At 72.7% G+C, this 17197-nt stretch carries 18 protein-coding genes and 1 pseudogene; 1 reads left to right on the top strand and 18 read right to left on the bottom strand.

The genetic code is table 11. From position 1 onward, the window contains the following. The 15 genes from ABD207_RS29255 to ABD207_RS29185 form a co-directional block, all read right to left on the bottom strand. Positions 1 to 486, bottom strand: a 486-nt coding sequence (locus tag ABD207_RS29255; protein WP_344016253.1) for a DNA-processing protein DprA, incomplete at its 3' end; no start/stop codon positions are given. Beyond that, a complete protein-coding gene (locus tag ABD207_RS29250; protein ID WP_344016252.1) occupies positions 483 to 2108 on the bottom strand; it encodes a YifB family Mg chelatase-like AAA ATPase in 1626 nt (541 codons plus the stop codon). The genes ABD207_RS29255 and ABD207_RS29250, both read right to left, overlap by 4 nt. Before the next feature lies 1 nt (position 2109). Next, positions 2110 to 2481, bottom strand: a complete 372-nt coding sequence (locus tag ABD207_RS29245; RefSeq protein WP_344016251.1) for a YraN family protein — start codon at positions 2479 to 2481, stop codon at positions 2110 to 2112. A gap of 163 nt (positions 2482 to 2644) precedes the next feature. Continuing rightward, on the bottom strand, positions 2645 to 2953 hold the full coding sequence (locus ABD207_RS29240; RefSeq protein WP_003993268.1) for a DUF2469 domain-containing protein: 309 nt from the start codon (positions 2951 to 2953) through the stop codon (positions 2645 to 2647). Between the two features lie 56 nt (positions 2954 to 3009). Then, positions 3010 to 3534 (bottom strand): NUDIX hydrolase, encoded by a 525-nt coding sequence (locus ABD207_RS29235; RefSeq protein WP_344016249.1) that lies wholly within the window; start codon positions 3532 to 3534, stop codon positions 3010 to 3012. Continuing rightward, positions 3524 to 4303 carry a signal peptidase I gene (gene lepB, locus ABD207_RS29230; RefSeq protein ID WP_344016248.1) on the bottom strand — a complete coding sequence of 260 codons (780 nt, stop codon included), beginning with the start codon at positions 4301 to 4303 and terminating at the stop codon, positions 3524 to 3526. The genes ABD207_RS29235 and lepB (ABD207_RS29230) overlap by 11 nt, the downstream gene beginning before the upstream one ends. A 107-nt stretch (positions 4304 to 4410) precedes the next feature. After that, entirely contained in the window at positions 4411 to 5391 is a 981-nt protein-coding gene (gene lepB / locus ABD207_RS29225) for a signal peptidase I (protein ID WP_344016247.1), read from the bottom strand. After that, a complete protein-coding gene (lepB, locus tag ABD207_RS29220) occupies positions 5279 to 6370 on the bottom strand; it encodes a signal peptidase I (RefSeq protein WP_344016245.1) in 1092 nt (363 codons plus the stop codon). Before lepB (ABD207_RS29220) ends, lepB (ABD207_RS29225) begins: the two co-directional genes overlap by 113 nt. After that, positions 6363 to 7103, bottom strand: a complete 741-nt coding sequence (gene lepB, locus ABD207_RS29215) for a signal peptidase I (RefSeq protein WP_344016244.1) — start codon at positions 7101 to 7103, stop codon at positions 6363 to 6365. Before lepB (ABD207_RS29215) ends, lepB (ABD207_RS29220) begins: the two co-directional genes overlap by 8 nt. A gap of 51 nt (positions 7104 to 7154) precedes the next feature. Then, positions 7155 to 7505, bottom strand: coding sequence for a 50S ribosomal protein L19 (gene rplS, locus ABD207_RS29210; RefSeq protein WP_167997742.1), 351 nt, complete (start codon positions 7503 to 7505; stop codon positions 7155 to 7157). A 132-nt stretch (positions 7506 to 7637) separates the two neighbouring features. Continuing rightward, a complete protein-coding gene (gene trmD, locus ABD207_RS29205) occupies positions 7638 to 8471 on the bottom strand; it encodes a tRNA (guanosine(37)-N1)-methyltransferase TrmD (protein ID WP_344016243.1) in 834 nt (277 codons plus the stop codon). Further along, positions 8468 to 9019, bottom strand: coding sequence for a ribosome maturation factor RimM (gene rimM / locus ABD207_RS29200; RefSeq protein ID WP_344016242.1), 552 nt, complete (start codon positions 9017 to 9019; stop codon positions 8468 to 8470). Before rimM ends, trmD begins: the two co-directional genes overlap by 4 nt. A 109-nt stretch (positions 9020 to 9128) precedes the next feature. Then, the gene (locus tag ABD207_RS29195) at positions 9129 to 9368 is read right to left on the bottom strand and encodes an RNA-binding protein (RefSeq protein WP_004924853.1); all 240 of its coding nucleotides are present in this window, start codon (positions 9366 to 9368) and stop codon (positions 9129 to 9131) included. 2 nt (positions 9369 to 9370) lie between these two features. Further along, positions 9371 to 9790: a 30S ribosomal protein S16 gene (gene rpsP / locus ABD207_RS29190; protein WP_167997745.1), complete on the bottom strand. Its 420-nt coding sequence runs from the start codon at positions 9788 to 9790 to the stop codon at positions 9371 to 9373. Positions 9791 to 10981: 1191 nt separating this feature from the next. Next, on the bottom strand, positions 10982 to 11578 hold the full coding sequence (locus tag ABD207_RS29185; RefSeq protein ID WP_167997746.1) for a hypothetical protein: 597 nt from the start codon (positions 11576 to 11578) through the stop codon (positions 10982 to 10984). Positions 11579 to 12110: 532 nt separating this feature from the next. On the opposite strand from ABD207_RS29185, the gene ABD207_RS29180 reads away from it, so the two are divergent. Beyond that, on the top strand, positions 12111 to 12959 hold the full coding sequence (locus tag ABD207_RS29180; protein ID WP_344016240.1) for a methyltransferase domain-containing protein: 849 nt from the start codon (positions 12111 to 12113) through the stop codon (positions 12957 to 12959). A gap of 7 nt (positions 12960 to 12966) precedes the next feature. On the opposite strand, the pseudogene ABD207_RS29175 reads toward ABD207_RS29180, so the two are convergent. From ABD207_RS29175 to ABD207_RS29165, 3 genes and pseudogenes are all read right to left on the bottom strand, one after another. Next, positions 12967 to 13074, bottom strand: a pseudogene (locus ABD207_RS29175) (IS481 family transposase); the annotation flags it as partial. An 80-nt stretch (positions 13075 to 13154) separates the two neighbouring features. Continuing rightward, complete coding sequence (gene ffh, locus ABD207_RS29170) at positions 13155 to 14711, bottom strand: signal recognition particle protein (protein WP_344016239.1); 1557 nt, start codon at positions 14709 to 14711, stop codon at positions 13155 to 13157. Between the two features lie 80 nt (positions 14712 to 14791). Then, positions 14792 to 17197 (bottom strand): [protein-PII] uridylyltransferase (locus tag ABD207_RS29165; RefSeq protein WP_344016238.1); only part of this gene is annotated, 2406 nt, incomplete at its 5' end.

Below are 17197 nucleotides of genomic sequence, written 5' to 3'. Positions count from 1 at the left end.
GTCGATGCCGTAGGCACCGCCGGAGACCACGACCCAGCCGCGTTCGGCGAGGTCGGCGGCGAGCGTGGCGGCCATGTGGGCGCCGTACTCGGTGCAGGCGCGGGCGCCGACGACGGCGACGGAGCGCAGCGCCCACATCCGCAGGTCGGCCGGTCCGCGCACCCACAGGCCCAGCGGCCGGGCGTCGCCGAGGTCGTCGAGCTGGCGGGGCCACTCGGCCGCGCCGGGCGGCACGAACCGCATCCCGGCCTCCTCTGCCACGGCGAGGTCCCGGTCCGGTGCGGCCCGCTCGGCGCGGGCCCGCAGCCCCTCCCACCGTCTGCGGCTGACGCCGGGCAGGGGCGGGCCGTGGCCCTGCAGCCGGGCCGCCACCTCCGGAGCCCCGAGCTCGCGCACCCACAGACCGGCGGTGGCGTCGCCCGGTTCGACGACGCGGGTGAGGAACACGCGGGCGCGCAGCTCGTCGAGGCGTCCGGCGGGGCTCATGCCGTTGCTCCGATGGCCATGGGCACTCCCCTGGGGACTCCGGTGCGCAGCTGCAGGGCGAGGGCGACGTCCGTGGCGTCGGGGCGGTCGTGGCCGACCAGGTCGGCGACGGTCCAGGCGACCCGCAGGACCCGGTCGATGCCGCGTGCGGTGAGCACCCCGCGCTCCAGGCTCCGCTCGGCCTCGTCCATGGCGCCGGGGGCGGCGTGGAAGCGGCTGCGCAGCTCGCGTCCGGGGATCTCGCTGTTGGTGCGCCACGGGGTGCCGGCGAGCCGTGCGGCGGCGCGCTCCCTCGCGGCCCGCACCCGGTCGGCGACCTGGGCGGTGGATTCGCCGCGGGCACCGGTCGCGGTGAGTTCGGACCGGGTGACGCGGTCGACCTCCACGCGCAGGTCCACCCGGTCCAGCAGCGGGCCGGAGAGCCGGGCCTGGTAGCGGCGGATCGCCGAGGGCGGGCACTCGCACTGGTCGTCCTTGAGCGAGAAGCGCCCGCACGGGCAGGGGTTGGCGGCCAGCACCATCAGGAACTTCGCCGGGAAGCGGACGACTCCGGCGCTGCGCGCGATGACGACATGCCCGGCCTCCAGAGGCTGGCGGAGGGCGTCCAGGGCCTGGCTGCTGAACTCGGGGCTCTCGTCCAGAAAGAGCACGCCACGATGAGACAGCGACACCGCGCCGGGCCTGGCGGTTCCGTGGCCGCCGCCGACGAGCGCCTGCATGGTGGCCGAGTGGTGCGGTGCGCAGTAGGGCGGCACGTCGATCAGGGGTTTGCCCGGTGGCAGCAGGCCCGCCACCGAGTGGACGGCGGTGACCTCCAGTGCCTCCTGACGGTCGAGCCGGGGAAGGATCGCGGGCAGCCGCTCGGCCAGCATGGTTTTGCCCGCACCTGGCGGACCTTCCAAGAGAAGGTGGTGGCCTCCGGCGGCGGCCACCACAACGGCCGTGCGGGCCGAGGTCTGGCCGACGACGTCGGCGAGGTCGTGGCCGTGGTCGTGCTGGGCGGCGCCGACGGTGTGCATGCCGGTGGCGGCTCCGGTGCCGGGGACGCGGAGCCCGGCGAGCAGCGGGTCGGGCCGGCCGTGCTCGGGCTGCTCCTCCTCGGGGACGGGCTCGTCGGCGAGCACCGCGATCAGCTGGCGCAGGCTGCGGATGCCGAGGACGGAGATCCCCGGCACCAGGGAGGCCTCCGCCGCCGCGCACTCGGGCACGACGACCTGTTCGTAGCCGGCGTCGGCGGCGGCGAGCACGGCCGGGAGCACGCCCCGCACGGGCCTGACCCGGCCGTCCAGGCCCAGCTCGCCGATCATCACGATGTCGGCGAGGACCCGCGGGTCGATCCGCTCGGCGGCTCCGAGGACCGCTGCCGCGACCGCGAGGTCGAAGCCGCTGCCGCTCTTCGGCACGGACGCGGGGCTGAGGCCCACGGTGAGCTTCTTCTGCGGCCAGGGGGCTCCGGAGTTCACCACGGCGGCGCGGACCCGGTCCTTGCTCTCGGTCAGGCTCTTGTCGGGGAGGCCCACCAGGGTGAAGGCCGCGACGCCCGGTTCCAGGCCGGCCTGGACCTCCACGACGACGCCCTCCACGCCCACCAGGGCGACCGAGCAGGTGCGGGCGAATGCCATGTCAGGCCACCCCCCGGACGTGCTCGACGCGCGGCGCGCCGCGGGCCGGGAGCTGGATGCCGACCAGGTCGATGCGGACGCCGCCCGGTGGGGCGCCGCCGTGCTGCTGGAGCCAGCGTTGCGCGAGATCCCGCAGGCGGGTCGCCTTGGCGGGTGTGATGGCCTCCATCGGGTGCTGGAAGGGGCCGGTCCTGCGGGTCTTCACCTCGCAGACGACCAGGACGTCCCCGTCCCTGGCCACGATGTCGATCTCGCCGGTCCTGCCGCAGCGCCAGTTGCGCTCCAGGACCGTCATCCCGGCCTGCGTCAGCCTTCGTGCGGCCAGCGTCTCGCCGTACCTGCCGAGTGCCCTGCGGGTCTGCTGTGCGTTCATGTCGGCACCACCTCTCGGCGCCAACGGTCACGCACCCACCGCCGCCGAGTGGATCTTGGTGCGTTACTCGGCGGTTGTGGACAACTCCGTCACCCTTCCAGCTGACCCAGGCCACTCCGGGCTGACTCCGATCACCTGCTGATCACCCTCCGGGCTGACCCCTTCAGCCGCTGGGCAGCTCCAGATCGCTCTTGTTGAGCTCCTCGATGTTCACGTCCTTGAACGTCAGTACGCGCACCTGCTTCACGAAGCGGGCCGGCCGGTACATGTCCCACACCCACGCGTCCGCCATCGAGACCTCGAAGAAGACCTCGCCCTGGACCGAGTGCACCTGCATCTCGTAGTCGTTGGTCAGATAGAAGCGCCGCTCGGTCTCGATCACGTATTTGAACAGACCGACGACATCGCGGTACTCCCGGTAGAGCTTGAGCTCCATCTCGGTCTCGTACTTCTCGAGGTCCTCGGCGCTCATGGCATGTTCCCCTTCAGCCGTGCGATCCCACCATTGTGCGCCAGTCCCGTGAGCCCCTAGACGATTTCGGTGTCCAGGATCACGGGTCCGGCGGGGGGACCTTCGTCGAGCAGCGTGCGCAGCAGCTCGGCGAGTCTGGTCGGATACACCGTCTCATGCGCCCGGCTCAGTTCCGGGCACGTCCACCAGCGCGCACCGGCGACGCTGCGCCGCTCCAGCTCGGTCAGCGCCGTGGCGGCGGTGGCCGTCTGCGAGGTCCGGGCCAGGTAGTACCACTCGTCCTGGTCCCAGCGGCGGCCGGCGAACGGGAAGGAGCACCTGCGCCGCCACAGCACCGGACCGAGCTCCACGTCGGTGATGCCGGTCTCCTCGGCGAGTTCCCGCAAGGCGGCCTGTTCACGGGTCTCGTCGCCCTCGACGCCCCCGCCGGGGGTGAACCACCAGTCGTCGGCCGGGTTGCCCGGTTCGTGGCCGTGCAGCAGCAGAATGCGGTCCTGCGGGTCGAGCAGCACCACTCGGGCGACCTTGCGCAGTCCGCCCTCGTAGGTGTCGGCCACCGGGGCGGCCGGGTCAGTGGCCACGGGCCGGCTCCGCGTTCGCCCGCATCCGGGCGCGGGAGGCAGCGGACCGCTTGGCGAGCGGACCGTAGGCCGCCCCGCCGAGGATCAGCACGGTCCCGGCGATCACCAGCGCGACCATGGTGGGCAGCGGTCCCGGCTGCGAGACCGGGCCGAGCTTTTCGAAGCCGCTGGGGGCCGGCAGCATGCCGTTCATCGGCCAGACCACGGCCTCGACCCGGCCCTGCACGGCCTTGCGGGACACCGTGCCGTTGGCCGCGTCGGTGAGGTGGGCGGTGGAGTCCACCGAGCCGGACCGCTCGTCACCGAGCAGGAACAGCCTGCCCTCGGGCACGGTCACCGACGGGAAGTTCGCCAGCCGGTCGGCGGTGTCCTCGGCGAGATACGGTTCGTCGATCTCCTTGCTGTTGACCTTCAGCTTGCCGCCCTGACAGCAGGAGACGGTGTCCCCGCCGACGGCGACCACACGCTTGACCACGGGCACGTCCGCCCAGGTCGCCTCGTTGAAGACCACGACGTCGCCGCGCCGGATGTCGTCGGCGTCGACGCGCTGCGCCAGCACCCGGTCGCCGGCGCCGATGGTCGGCGTCATGGACGTGGTGGGCACGGTGTACGGCCGGTACACGACGGCCGCCCAGGCGAAGCCGCCGAGGAACAGCACCATGCCCAGCGCCACGGCCACTCCCGACAGCCGCTGCCCGAGGCGGCTGCCCGCCGGCTTGGTGCCGGTGCTGCCGACGGAGGCCGTACGTGTCGTGCTCTGACCACTCATGGGCCGCACCCTACCCGGCGGTACCAGGCCCGGTCAGCCCATCACCGGGTCAAGACCCCGCCCCGGGCAGGGCCTCCCCGGGACGGGCTCAACGGGCCCCGGACGGCTCAGCCGGCCGAACGGTCCGCACGCCGCCGGCGCCGCCACAGCACCAGCGGCACCGCACCCGCGAGCGCCAGCCCCTGCGGCGCCACGGTGAGGGCGGCCGCGGCCGACGTCTGCGTGCCGATGCCCGGCTGCTCGAAGGTGTCCGGCACCGGCAGGGTGTCCCAGCGGCTGACCGGCCAGGCGATGACGATGGCCCGGCCGACCACGTCCTTCACCGGGACCATGCCGTTGTTCTTGTCGGCCCGGTTGTAGCGCGAGTCGCGGCTGTTCTGCCGGTGGTCGCCCATGACCCAGATGTGGCCCTCGGGAACCTTCACCTTGAACTGGCCGCCCTGGTCGTCCTGGCTGCACGGGGTGTTGCCTGGGTAGACGTACGGCTCGTTCAGCGCCTTGCCGTTGACCTTCAGCGGGCCGGTGCCCTTGCACTCGATGGTGTCGCCTCCGACGCCGACGACCCGCTTGATCAGGTCCTTCTCCTCCGAGGACGGCATCAGGCCGACCCAGCTGAGCACCCGCTGGAGCGGGTTGGGCGTGGGCGTCGGCTCGCCCGCCAGCCAGTTGTCCGGGTCGTGGAAGACCACGACCTCGCCGCGCTCCGGCTCGGCCCCGAACCACGGGGTGAGCTTGTCGACCAGGACCCGGTCACCCTGCTGGAGGGTGTTCTGCATCGAGTCGGAGGGGATCGAGAACGCCTGCACCAGAAATGTCTTGATCAGCAGCGCCAGCACCAGCGCGATACCGATCAGGATGGGCAGCTCCTTCCAGAAGGAGCGCGGCTTCTTCGCCTTGGGCGCGTCGCCTCTCCCGCCGCCTTCCGCCGTCGGGGGCTGCGCGCCGGCCGGGCCGCCGCCGCTCGCACCCGGGATGTCATTCCCGCCGGTCATGGGACCGTCCGCGGCCCGGACGGACTCCACGGAGCCTCCGCGGTTCTCCTCGCCGCCGCCCTGTCCGGACCGTGCGCCTACCGCCACATCCCCCACGCCAACTCCTTACTCTGTGCCGCCGCCTGCCCCATCCACGACGCAGGCCCACCACTCCCATAACGAGCGGGAGTTCCGCAGGGCTCGGGAGCTGAGCGATTCCGTTCGGATCGTCGGAGGCAACCCTATGCGACGACGGGCCGGTGGCCGTGGACCCGGCGGCCGGGTCGGTCACCGAGGCGTAGGTCTTCGGCTCCTCCAGGGTGCTCCAGCGGCCGAGCGGCCAGGCGATGACCATGGCGCGGCCGACCACCTCGTCCTCGGAGACGGTGCCGCCGTAGTCGGTGTCGATGTGGGAGCGGGAGTCGGCGGAGTCGGCCCGGTGGTCACCCATCACCCACAGCCGCCCCTCGGGCACGGTGATGTCGAAGGGCGTGGTGGAGGGGGCGTTGCCCGGGTACAGGTAGTCCTCGTTCAGCGGTACGCCGTTGACGGTGACCCGGCCCTGCGGGTCACAGCACTGGACGCGGTCGCCGCCGACGCCGATGACCCGCTTGATCAGGTCCTTCTCGTTGTCGGACGGCAGCAGCCCGATGAAGGTGAGCCCGTCCTTGATCTGCTTGATCCCGACGGGGTCCTCCTTCTTCGGCGCGGTCTGCTCGTCCCGCAGCCAGCCGCCCGGGTCCTTGAAGACCACGACGTCCCCGCGCTGCGGCTTGGACCCGAACCAGGGGGTGAGCTTGTCGACCAGGACCCGGTCGCCGATCTGGATCGTCTGCTCCATGGAGCCGGACGGGATGACGAAGGCCTGCACGAGGAAGGTCTTCAGCACCAGCGCGATCAGCACGGCGACGCCGATGAGGAGGGGTATCTCCTTGACCGCGCTGCGCCTGCGGCGCCGCTTGACCTTGCGCTGCAGCTTGCGGCGCTCGGCGCGGCTGCGCCCGCGGGCGGGAGCGGCCGGCCGGCGGGCACCGGTGGGGAGCAGGTTCTCCGCGGCGCCCGCCGGGACGCCGCGCGGCCTTCCGCGGCTACCCATGCGCGCCTCCCGCGGTGGCCGCCCGGTCCGCCGCGGCGGAGGGCACCTGCGCGTAGGCGTCCGGCCGGTGCAGCCGCGTGGCGCGGTCGAACGGCCAGACGATCCCGTCGGCCCGGCCGATCACCCTGTCCTCGGGGATCATGCCGCCGCCGGGCGAGCCGAGGTGATCGCGGGAGTCGCGGGACTCGGCGCGGTGGTCGCCGAGGACGAACAGGCGTCCTTCGGGCACCACCACGTCGAAACGCACCGTCGAGGGGCTGTCGCCGGGGAACAGCAAGCCCGCCTCGTCGACCGCACGGCCGTTCACCCGGATCCTCCCCTCCTGGTCGCAGCAGACCACATGGTCACCGCCCACGCCGACGACGCGCTTGACGTAGTCGGCCTCCCCGAAATACCCGGAGCCGTCGAACACAATCACGTCTCCGCGCTGCGGCCCTGCTCCGAAACGGTATGCCAACTTATTTACGAGAACACGGTCTCCGACCCTCAATCCCGGTTCCATCGACCCGCTGGGGATCTGGAACGGACGGACGACGAGGGTGTTCAGCCCCAGCACGGTCAGCAGGCAGAGCAGCACGGCCAGGGTGATCCGCCCGCCGGGGACGTGATCCGCGAGGCGCGACAGCAACGCGGAACGCGACCGGCCCTCCGGGCCCGGCGTCCCCGAGGTCTCCTCGTGGTCGTCCGGGCGGGAGGAGCGGTCGCGCTCCGTCTGCTGTGCTTCGGTGTCCATCGGAGCCAGATGCTATCCGGCCCCGCTGTCACCGGGGGAAAGCGCAGGCGCTCAGCTCTCGCGCTTCTCCTTGATCTTCGCGGCCTTGCCGCGCAGGTCACGCAGGTAGTACAGCTTGGCGCGGCGGACGTCACCCTTGGTGACGAGCTCGATCTTCTCCACGATCGGGGTGTGCACCGGGAAGGTGCGCTCGACGCCGACGGAGAAGGAGACCTTGCGGACCGTGAAGGTCTCGCGCACGCCGGAACCCTGGCGGCGGATCACCACGCCCTTGAACTGCTGCACACGGGAGCGGTTGCCCTCGATGACGCGCACGTGGACGTTGACGGTGTCACCGGGACGGAAGTCCGGGATGTCGCTGCGCAGCGACGCGGAGTCGACGGAGTCGAGCAGGTGAGACATTTCGTCTGCTTTCTTCGTTGATGCCGCAGGTCATCAACGGCAACTAGGAATCGGATCACAGAGGTGCGGTCCCGGGCGGGCGTCGTGTCCCCCTGCGGCAGGGGCGCACGCCGGACGACGCACAGCAGCGGCCTATTCTTCCACGCCGCCGGTCCTGCGCCAAAATCGACCGTAGGGCTCCCCTGCCGGGTCCGGTTCCCAGCCGAGGATGGACAGCATCTCGCGGTCCTTCTTGTCGAACGCCTTGGGGTCGCAGCGTTCGATGAGGTCGGGCCGGTTGGCGGTGGTGCGGCGCAGCGCCTCGTCGCGCCGCCAGCGGGCGATGCGGGCGTGGTGGCCGCTGAGCAGCACCTCGGGGATCTCCCGGCCGCGCCAGACGGGCGGCTTGGTGTAGACGGGGCCCTCGAGGAGGTTGGCCATGGCGCCGGGTGCGAAGGAGTCGTCGCGGTGCGAGTCGGCGTTGCCGAGGACGCCGGGCAGCAGCCGGGCCACGGCCTCGGTGATGACGAGCACGGCGGCCTCGCCGCCGGCCAGCACGTAATCGCCGATGGACACCTCGTAGACGGGCATGCGGGTGGCGTACTCGTCGACGACCCGGCGGTCGATGCCCTCGTAGCGGGCCGGGGTGAAGATCAGCCAGGGGCGCTCGGAGAGGTGGACGGCGAGCTCCTGGGTGAAGGGGCGGCCGCTGGGGGTGGGCACGATCAGGGCCGGCCGGTGGGAGCCGGTCTCGTAGCCGTCCGCCAGCACCGTGTCCAGCGCCTCGCCCCAGGGCTCGGTCTTCATCACCATGCCGGGGCCGCCGCCGTAGGGGGTGTCGTCCACGGTGTGGTGCCGGTCGTAGGTCCAGGTGCGCAGGTCGTGGACGTGGACGTCGAGCTGTCCGCGGGCGCGTGCCTTGCCGACGAGGGAGACGTTCAGCGGTTCGAGGTACTCGGGGAAGATCGTGACGACGTCGAGCCTCATGCGCCGGCGTCCTCGTCACGGGAGGAGGCGATCTCCGCGCGGTCGTCGACGAGTCCCGGGGGCGGGTCGATGACCGCCCGCTGATTCTCCAGGTCGATCTCGGTGACGATCTGCGCGACGAACGGCACGAACACCTCGCTGCCGTCCGGGCGTTCGACGACGAACAGGTCCTGGGTGGGCAGGTGCGAGATCTCGCTGATCCGGCCGACCGTCTCGCCGTCCTTGGTGACGACGTCGAGGTCGATCAGCTGGTGGTCGTAGTACTCGTCCTCCTCCTCGGGCAGCTCGTCCGGGTCGACCTCGGCGATCAGGAGGGTGTTGCGCAGCGCCTCGGCGGCGTTGCGGTCGCGCACGCCCTCGAAGCGCAGCAGGAGGCGGCCGCTGTGCACGCGGCCCGACTCGATGGTCAGCGGCCCGGCGGACGGCGGGTCGGTGGCCAGGACGGCGCCGGGGGCGAGCCGCAGTTCCGGCTCGTCGGTGCGCACCTCGACGGTGACCTCGCCCTTGATGCCGTGGGCGCGGCCGATGCGAGCGACTACCAGCTGCACGGTGCTTGGTTCTCCTGATCTACGGCCGGCTGCCGCGAGGGCGCCGGTACGACTGCGGGCCGGGGAGGGCCCTTCGGCCCTCCCCGGCCCGAGCCGGATGCGATAAGCGTCAGCGGACGTGATCCACGTCGACGAGGTCGACTCGGATCCCGCGGCCGCCGATGGCGCCCACGACGGTACGCAGAGCGCGTGCGGTGCGGCCGTTGCGGCCGATCACCTTGCCGAGGTCGTCCGGGTGGACCCGGACCTCGAGCACACGTCCACGACGCAGGTTGCGCGAGGCGACCTGCACATCGTCAGGGTTGTCGACGATGCCCTTCACGAGGTGCTCGAGAGCCTCCTCGAGCATGCTCAGGCCTCGGTCGACGCGGACTCGGCCTGGGCCTCGTCCTTCTTCTCAGCCTTCTTCTTCGGGGTGATCGCCTCACCCTTGCCCTCGTCCTCGCCGGTGAGCGCCTCGAACGACGGGCGAGCGGGCTTCTCCTCCGGCTGCAGCAGAGGCGCCGGGGCGGGCTCGCCCTTGAACTTCTGCCAGTCGCCGGTCTTCTTGAGGATGGCGAGCACGGGCTCGGTCGGCTGGGCGCCGACGGAGAGCCAGTACGCCACACGCTCGCTGTCGACCTCGATCACCGACGGGTTGTACGTCGGGTGGTACTTGCCGATCTCCTCGATGGCCCGGCCGTCACGGCGGGTACGGGAGTCGGCGACGACGATGCGGTAGTGAGGCGAACGGATCTTGCCCAGACGCTTCAGCTTGATCTTGACTGCCACGGGAGTGGGTTCTCCTGGATTTGACGTGGTTGGGCACGGCGAGTTGGCCGCGTGGGGTTGCGGTACCCGAGTGCCCGATGGACGCGTCAGCCGGAGGAGAGAGGGGTCCTGTGCGGCTGTCGAGTACAGCTAGCCATTGTGCCATACCCTGCGGGGCTGCTTGGCCGAGGGGGTGGGCGAGGGTGGGGTTGGCTTGATCGGTTCGGGGGTTGGGGTGGGCGGGGGGTCGGTCGGGTGGGTTCGCGGTGTTGCTGTGGGCCGGGGGTCGGTCGAATTGGTGCGCTGGGTTCTGGCGGGCCGGGGGTCGGTCGAGTCGGGGGCTGATCGAGTCGGTGAGCGGTGTTGCCGCGGGTCGAGCCGGTGAGCGGTGTTGCCGCGGGCCGGGGGTGGGTCGCGCAGCCCGGCGCCGACGGGGTGCCGCCCGCGCCCGCCCTCCCCCACTCTCGGCTTCGCTCGAGCGGGGGGACCCCCCATCGCCCCGGGCGGCACGACTGCCCGCGGGTTGACGGGCATGGCTGCCCGCAGTCGGGCGTAGACCTGCGGACCGACCCGCCGCGCAAGAGGCACGACCAGGCCCCGGCGCGGCCGCCCGCGGACGGGCGGGCACGGCTGCCCGCGGACGGGCGGGCACGGCTGCCCGCGGACGGGCGAAGGCCTGCGGACCGACCCGCCGCGCAAGAGGCACGACCAGGCCCCGGCGTGGTTGCTTGCGGGAGAGCGGGCGAGTGCCTCTTCCACTGGCGAGTGCCTCTTCCACTGCGGACTCAGGCAGGCCGGCCGAGCGCACGGCTCGGCCCGCGGCACAGCTGCCCACGAAGGGGCGTAGCCCGGGCCTGCGTCACGAGTGTGGTCCTCGCAGGCGCCCCGGCGACGTGTCGCGAAGGCGGCGTGAAGTGTGCGGCTCGGCCCGCGGCGCGACGGCCCACGGCGGGGCGGATGCCGCCGCCCTGCGGCGCGACTCGTGGGGCGGGCGCACGCCCGCCAGAGCAGCCGACGCGGGGCCTGGGCCCGCGAGAACGGCAGGCGTGAGCGCCCCGGCGGCCCGAGGGGCCGTCGGGGTTGAGGGACGCGGTCCGGGGCGGGCGGAGCCGGGAGGCTCCGGGGGGAGCAAAGCCCCGCCCGCCTCGGGCGGGAGTGACGTCAGGGTGGGTCGTCCGGTAGCCACGAGATACCGGGGGACTTCGCCTGGCGTCAGGCCGCGCCTGCTACCTCCGGGATGCGGAACGGCTTGCCGCAGCCGCCGCAGACGATGGGGGCCTGGGCGAGGACCGACGGGACCACGCGGACGTTGCGGCCGCAGTCGCAGACGGCCTTGACGCGCACGCCGCCTCCGGAGGAGCCGTGCCGGGCGGCCGGGCCCCGGAAGCTGCGGGCGCTGTCACCCGCCGTGGCCGCGGAGTGCGCCTTCAGGGCGCGGTGCAGCCGCTCGATCGTCGAACGGTACCGCCGCTTCGCCTCGGGCGTGAGCGTGACCAGCGAGAAGCCGCTGCTGGGATGCGGCTCCTCGGGGTGGTCAAGCCCCAGCTCCTCGGCGATCGCGAGGAAGCGGCGGTTGTGGTACCGGCCGGCTCGGGATGTGTCGCGCACGCCGCGCGCGGCGGCGATGCCATGGACTGCCTCATGCAGCAGTCGCTCGAAGGAGAGTTCGTGACCGCACGCGGACGACGACTCCCCGATCAGGGACTCGGGCGCGGCCAGATCGGGCAGCTCGGGGTGGTGCCGCTGAATGTCGGCCCACGCCTGCGCCAGCTCTGCGGCGAGTACAGGTGGTGTCTGTGTCGTGCTCACGTAATGACAACGAGCCTGGGTGCCTCTGTGTTCCGATTCCGGGGCATCCCAAATAATTTGCACGTACCCGTCAGTTGCCGCTGATGCGTCCCGACGAGGGCGGGTGCGTTGATCTGCGGAGAAGCCTCGCAGCTCGCCACAAGCCGGTGCGTAGGCTGACGTACGGCGCGGCGTGTAGGCGGTGTCCGCACGCCGGGGCGGCGGTGACGCCGCGGTGCGCAAGAGGTGTTTTCGGTCGCTCTCGCGGCTCAGGGGCACATCTCGTACGGGATGCCCTCAGGCCGGGAGATTACCGGGTCCTCTCCCGGCGCCCGGCACCGGCCCCCTCCTCCGGCGCGGGGAGGATGCCGCCGGATTTCCGGAATGTGAATTCTTGCCAGTGGCACGAGCTACTCCCAAGCCGCCCCCGCATTCCACTGGACGCCGGGTCCGGGCGGGAGTTACCTGACATACGGGGGTAGTGCGAGCGCACTGCACGGGGGCCAAGGAATCGGGCACGGCGGCAACTCTCGGCTGATTGGGGCGCTTACCTATGACACCTACGCTCGTGCGGCAGCATCCGCCTCACGCGGGGGCCCGCCCCCGTGTGGACCTGCGTGCACGCGCGCGTGACTGGTCCGAGATCCAGGAGCGGATGCTCGTACCGCTCATCGAGGCCGTCTACGAGCGCCTGGACGTGGGAGCGGCGACCCGTCTGCTGGGCCTCGGCTGCGGGTCCGGGCTGGCGCTGCTGATGGCGGCCTCCCGGGGTGCCTCGATCACCGGTGTCGACACCTCCGCCGACCGGCTGGACCTCGCGCGGCAGCGGCTGCTCCCGGACGACCGTGAGGCTCCGGCGCGGGCCGAGACCCGGATCGTGGACGGTCCGGTGCGGGCCGCCGCCCGCCCGGAGACCGGCGGATACAACGTGGTCACCGCCTTCGAGCCGATCGGCTGCCGCTCGGGGGACGCGGAGGGGCTGGGTGAGCTGCTCGCCGAGGCGACGCCGCTCGCCGAGCGCGGAGCGGCCGTGGTGCTGGCCGGCTGGGGTCCGCCGGAGCGCTGCACCACGGCGTCCGTGCTCCGGGTGGCCACCGAGCCGGCGGAGCCGCTGCGCAGCGCCTGGCGTCCGGCGCACCGGGACGACCTGGAGGAGGTCGCCCAGCGGGCCGGGCTGCGGCCGGACGGCTCCGGCCGGGTGGCCTGCCCCTTCGGGTATGCCGATGTCGACAGCGCGGTGCGCGGCCTGAAGTCGACGGGGCTGTTCGACGCGGCGCTCAGCGCCACCGATCAGGTGCAGGTCGACAAGGAGCTGACCGAGGCGCTGCACCCGTACCGGCGGCCGGACGGCACGGTGTGGATGCCGAACATCTTCCGCTATCTGATCGCACGGACCGGCTAGGTGTCGGCTAGGTGTGCTGTTCCGACAGGTTGGTGACGCGGCTGGCTGGGGTGTGGCCGCTGATGCCGGTGTGGGGTCGGTGGTAGTTGTACCAGTCCAGCCAGGCGGGCAACGCTGCCTGTCGTTCGGATCAGCCCGCGGACGCGGGGGCTGGCCGATCCGAACGAAAGGCCCTGGGCGACCGTCCCGCGGGCCTCAGCCCATGAACTTCTTGAACTCCTCCGGGAGCTCGAAGTCCTTGGCGCCCTGCTGTGGCAGGCCGAAGGGGCTCGCGCCCTCGGCCGCGGCGGCGCGGCGCGCGGCGGCCTCCTGCTCCTGCTGCTTGCGCTTCATCGGATTGCCGGAGCGCTGCTTGCCCTTGGCCGGCTTCTGCTTCTTCTTCGACCGGCCGGGACCGCCACCCATCCCCGGCATGCCGGGCATCCCGGGCATCCCCGGCATGCCGCCCTGGGCCATGCGGGACATCATCTTGCGGGCCTCGAAGAACCGCTCGACGAGGTTCTTCACCGCGCTCACCTCGACGCCGGAGCCGCGGGCGATACGGGCGCGGCGCGAGCCGTTGATGATGGTCGGGTCCTGGCGCTCGGCCGGGGTCATCGACTTGATGATCGCGGCGGTGCGGTCGACGTCCCGCTCGTCGAGGTTGTTGATCTGGTCCTTGATCTGGCCCATGCCCGGGAGCATGCCGAGCAGCTTGGAGATGGAGCCCATCTTGCGGACCTGCTCCATCTGGGCCAGGAAGTCGTCCAGGGTGAAGTCCTGGCCCTTCTTGGACGCCAGCTTGGAGGCCATCCTGGCGGCCTCTTCCTGGCTGAACGTCTTCTCCGCCTGTTCGATCAGGGTGAGCAGGTCACCCATGTCGAGGATGCGGGAGGCCATCCGGTCCGGGTGGAAGGCGTCGAAGTCGTCGAGCTTCTCGCCGTTCGACGCGAACATGATCGGCTTGCCGGTGACCTGGCGGATGGAGAGCGCGGCACCACCGCGGGCGTCGCCGTCGAGCTTGGAGAGCACCACGCCGTCGAAGCCGACGCCGTCGCGGAATGCCTCGGCGGTGTTGACCGCGTCCTGACCGATCATCGCGTCGACGACGAAGAGGATCTCGTCGGGCGAGATCGCGTCCCGGATGTCGGCGGCCTGCTGCATCATCTCCTGGTCGATGCCCAGGCGGCCGGCGGTGTCGACGATGACGATGTCGTGGAGCTTGGACTTCGCGTAGTCGACGGAGTCCTTGGCGACCTTGACCGGGTCGCCGACGCCGTTGCCCGGCTCGGGCGCGTAGACCGCGACGCCGGCGCGCTCGGCGACGACGCTGAGCTGGTTGACGGCGTTGGGCCGCTGGAGGTCGGCGGCCACCAGCAGCGGGGAGTGGCCCTGGTCCTTGAGCCACTTGCCGAGCTTGCCCGCGAGGGTGGTCTTACCGGCACCCTGCAGACCGGCCAGCATGATCACGGTCGGCGGCTGCTTGGCGAAGCGCAGGCGCCGGGTCTCGCCGCCGAGGATGGTGACGAGTTCCTCGTTGACGATCTTGAGGACCTGCTGGGCGGGGTTGAGCGCCTTGGAGACCTCGGCGCCGAGGGCGCGCTCCTTGACGGCCTTGATGAAGGAACGGACGACGGGCAGGGCCACGTCCGCTTCAAGGAGCGCGATACGGATCTCGCGCGCCGTGGCGTCGATGTCCGCTTCGCTCAAGCGCCCCTTGCCGCGCAAGTTCTTGAAGGTCGCTGAGAGGCGATCGGAGAGAGTATCGAACACGGCGGCGTCGGTCCTCGGAGTCGATGGCTAGGGAATCGCCCTCAAGGGTATCCCGGCGGCACAAGTCGCCGGGGGTGTCGTCACCCACGCAGGGTCTGTTCCAGTTTGCCCGCCACCGTGACGGCCTCCTCCCCCGGCAGTGGGGCGCCTTCCGGCCCTGTGACGTAGAACGCGTCCACGGCGTTCGCGCCCAGGGTGCTCACATGCGCGCTGCGCACCCGCACGCCCGCGTCCTCCAGGGCGCGGCCGATGCGGAACAGCAGGCCGGGGGCGTCCTGGGCGCGCACCTCGATGACGGTGGCCAGGCGGGAGGCGGCGGGGGCGACGGTCACCCGGGGCGGGGGCGGGACGACGCCGCGGCGGCGCGGGTAGGCGGCGTCGCGTTCGGCGAGGCGGGCCGCGATGTCCAGGGTGCCGTCCAGGGCGCGCACCAGGTCGGAGCGGAGCCGGGCGGCCTGCGGCAGCGAGCCGTACTCGGCGGCGACCCGCCAGTCGAGCAGGAGCACCCGGCCGTCGACGCCGTCGGGGAGGGTGACGGCGCGCAGCTCGGCGGTGCGCACGGTCAGGCGGTGCATGGCGAGCACTCCGGCCACCGCGGGCAGCACGCCCGGCTGGTCGGGCACCGCGACGAGCAGCTCCACGCCGAGCGGCTCCGGCTCGCCGGGCTTCTCCTCCTCGCCGGGCTGCTCCGGCCCGGCGGGCTGCTCCGGCCCGGCGGGCTGCTCCGGCTGGGCCCTCAGGGCCAGCACGGGGCCGCCGGTGGCCGCCGCCTCCAGGGCCAGGCGTTCCTGCTCCGCGGTGGTCGCCGCGTCCCCGGGGTCGTCCGGCTCGTCCCCGGAGAGCAGCGCCGAGACGCGTTTGACCAGGTCGGTGACGAGCGTGGCGCGCCAGGAGGACCAGGCGGCCGGCCCGGTGGCCAGGGCGTCGGCCTCGGTGAGGGCATGCAGCAGCTCCAGGGTGCTCTGGGAGCCGACGGCGTCGGCGACCGCGCGGACGGTGGCCGGATCGTCGAGGTCGCGCCGGGTCGCGGTCTCCACCAGCAGCAGATGCCGGCGCACCAGGGTGGCGATCACCGCCACGTCGCGCTGGTCGAAGCCGATGCGGGCGGCCACGTCGCGGGCGATGGTCTCCCCCGCCACCGAGTGGTCGCCGGGCCAGCCCTTGCCGATGTCGTGCAGCAGCGCGGCGACAAGGAGCAGGTCGGGGCGGCTGACGCGGCGGGTGAGCGCGGAGGCGCGCACGGCGGTCTCGATCAGGTGCCGGTCGACGGTCCACAGGTGGACGGCGTTGCGCTGCGGGCGGCAGCGGACCCGTTCCCAGTCGGGCAGCAGGCGGCTGATCAGGCCCTCGGCCTCCAGCGCCTCCCACACCTCGATGGTGGGGCGGCCGGAGCCGAGCAGGGTGATCAGCTGCTCGCGGGCCTCGGCCGGCCAGGGCGTGGGCAGGGGGCGCACGGTGGCGGCGAGGCGCCGCACGGCGTGCAGGGAGAGCGGCAGCCCGGCCTGCGCGGCGGCGGCCGCGGCGCGCAGCGGCAGGACCGGGTCGCGTTCGGGGCGTGCGGTGCGGGCGAGCACCACCTCGCCCTCCTGCTCCACGACCCCCTCGGCGAGCGGGGACCGCTCGGGGACCGGCTTGCCGCCGCCGAACATGGCCCGCAGCCGGGGCCGTACGGCGCGCGAGCGCAGCACGCGGCCCACCTCGCGCCAGGTGACGTCGGAGGCGTAGGCGATGACGCGGGCCGCCTCGTAGACCTGGCGCAGCAGGGCGTCGGCGTCGAGCACGCCGAGTTCGGCGGCGACCTGGTCGTGCTCCTGGAGTGCCAGCCGGTCGGTGGCGCGGCCGGTGGTCAGATGCAGTGCGTCGCGGACGTCGAGGAGCCTGCGGCGGGCCTCGTCGAGGCCCTCGCGTGGGGCGTCGGCGAGCCACGAGGCGGCCACGGCGCGCAGCGCGGTGGCGTCGCGCAGCCCGCCGCGGGCCTCCTTGAGGTCGGGTTCCAGCAGGTACTGCAGCTCGCCCGCGCGCTCGGCGCGCTCGGCGCACAGTTCCCGCAGCTGGGGCAGGCGTTTGGGGGCCTGGTTGCGCCAGTCGGCGAGCACGGCGGTGCGCAGTGAGGTGGTCAGGCCCAGGTCTCCGGCGATGTGCCGGGCGTCCAGCAGGCCGAGCTGGACCTTGAGGTCGCCGCCGGCGGTCTTGCGGGCCTCGGCGGGGGTGCGCACCGAGTGGTCAAGGGCGAGGCCGAGGTCCCAGACGGGGTACCAGAGCCGGTCGGCGAGGGCGGCGACGCCCTTGGGGTCGCTGCCGTCGTGCAGCAGGAGCAGGTCGAGGTCGCTGCGCGGGGACAGCTCCGCGCGCCCGTAGCCGCCGACGGCGACCAGGGACACCCCGCGCGGCTGCGGCGCGCCCGCGGCGAACAGCCCGGTGAGCCACTGGTCGGTGAGGCCGGCGAGGGCGGCACGGCGCGGCGGCCCGGACCGCGCCCCCTCGGT

Source organism: Streptomyces thermospinosisporus (assembly GCF_039526425.1).
Lineage (GTDB): Bacteria > Actinomycetota > Actinomycetes > Streptomycetales > Streptomycetaceae > Streptomyces > Streptomyces thermocarboxydovorans.
Note: the sequence above shows the minus strand (reverse complement) of the source record. Positions and strands in the feature narration are given on the sequence as shown.

Excerpts from the sequence above, each read along its gene's own strand:
- ABD207_RS29180 (WP_344016240.1), top strand. The coding sequence starts at position 12,111 with ATGACACCTACGCTCGTGCGGCAGCATCCGCCTCACGCGGGGGCCCGC.
- trmD (WP_344016243.1), bottom strand. The coding sequence starts at position 8,471 with ATGAGGCTCGACGTCGTCACGATCTTCCCCGAGTACCTCGAACCGCTG.
- ABD207_RS29240 (WP_003993268.1), bottom strand. The coding sequence starts at position 2,953 with ATGAGCGCCGAGGACCTCGAGAAGTACGAGACCGAGATGGAGCTCAAG.
- lepB (WP_344016245.1), bottom strand. The coding sequence starts at position 6,370 with ATGGGTAGCCGCGGAAGGCCGCGCGGCGTCCCGGCGGGCGCCGCGGAG.
- ABD207_RS29245 (WP_344016251.1), bottom strand. The coding sequence starts at position 2,481 with ATGAACGCACAGCAGACCCGCAGGGCACTCGGCAGGTACGGCGAGACG.
- ABD207_RS29195 (WP_004924853.1), bottom strand. The coding sequence starts at position 9,368 with ATGCTCGAGGAGGCTCTCGAGCACCTCGTGAAGGGCATCGTCGACAAC.
- rplS (WP_167997742.1), bottom strand. The coding sequence starts at position 7,505 with ATGTCTCACCTGCTCGACTCCGTCGACTCCGCGTCGCTGCGCAGCGAC.
- lepB (WP_344016248.1), bottom strand. The coding sequence starts at position 4,303 with ATGAGTGGTCAGAGCACGACACGTACGGCCTCCGTCGGCAGCACCGGC.
- ABD207_RS29250 (WP_344016252.1), bottom strand. The coding sequence starts at position 2,108 with ATGGCATTCGCCCGCACCTGCTCGGTCGCCCTGGTGGGCGTGGAGGGC.
- lepB (WP_344016244.1), bottom strand. The coding sequence starts at position 7,103 with ATGGACACCGAAGCACAGCAGACGGAGCGCGACCGCTCCTCCCGCCCG.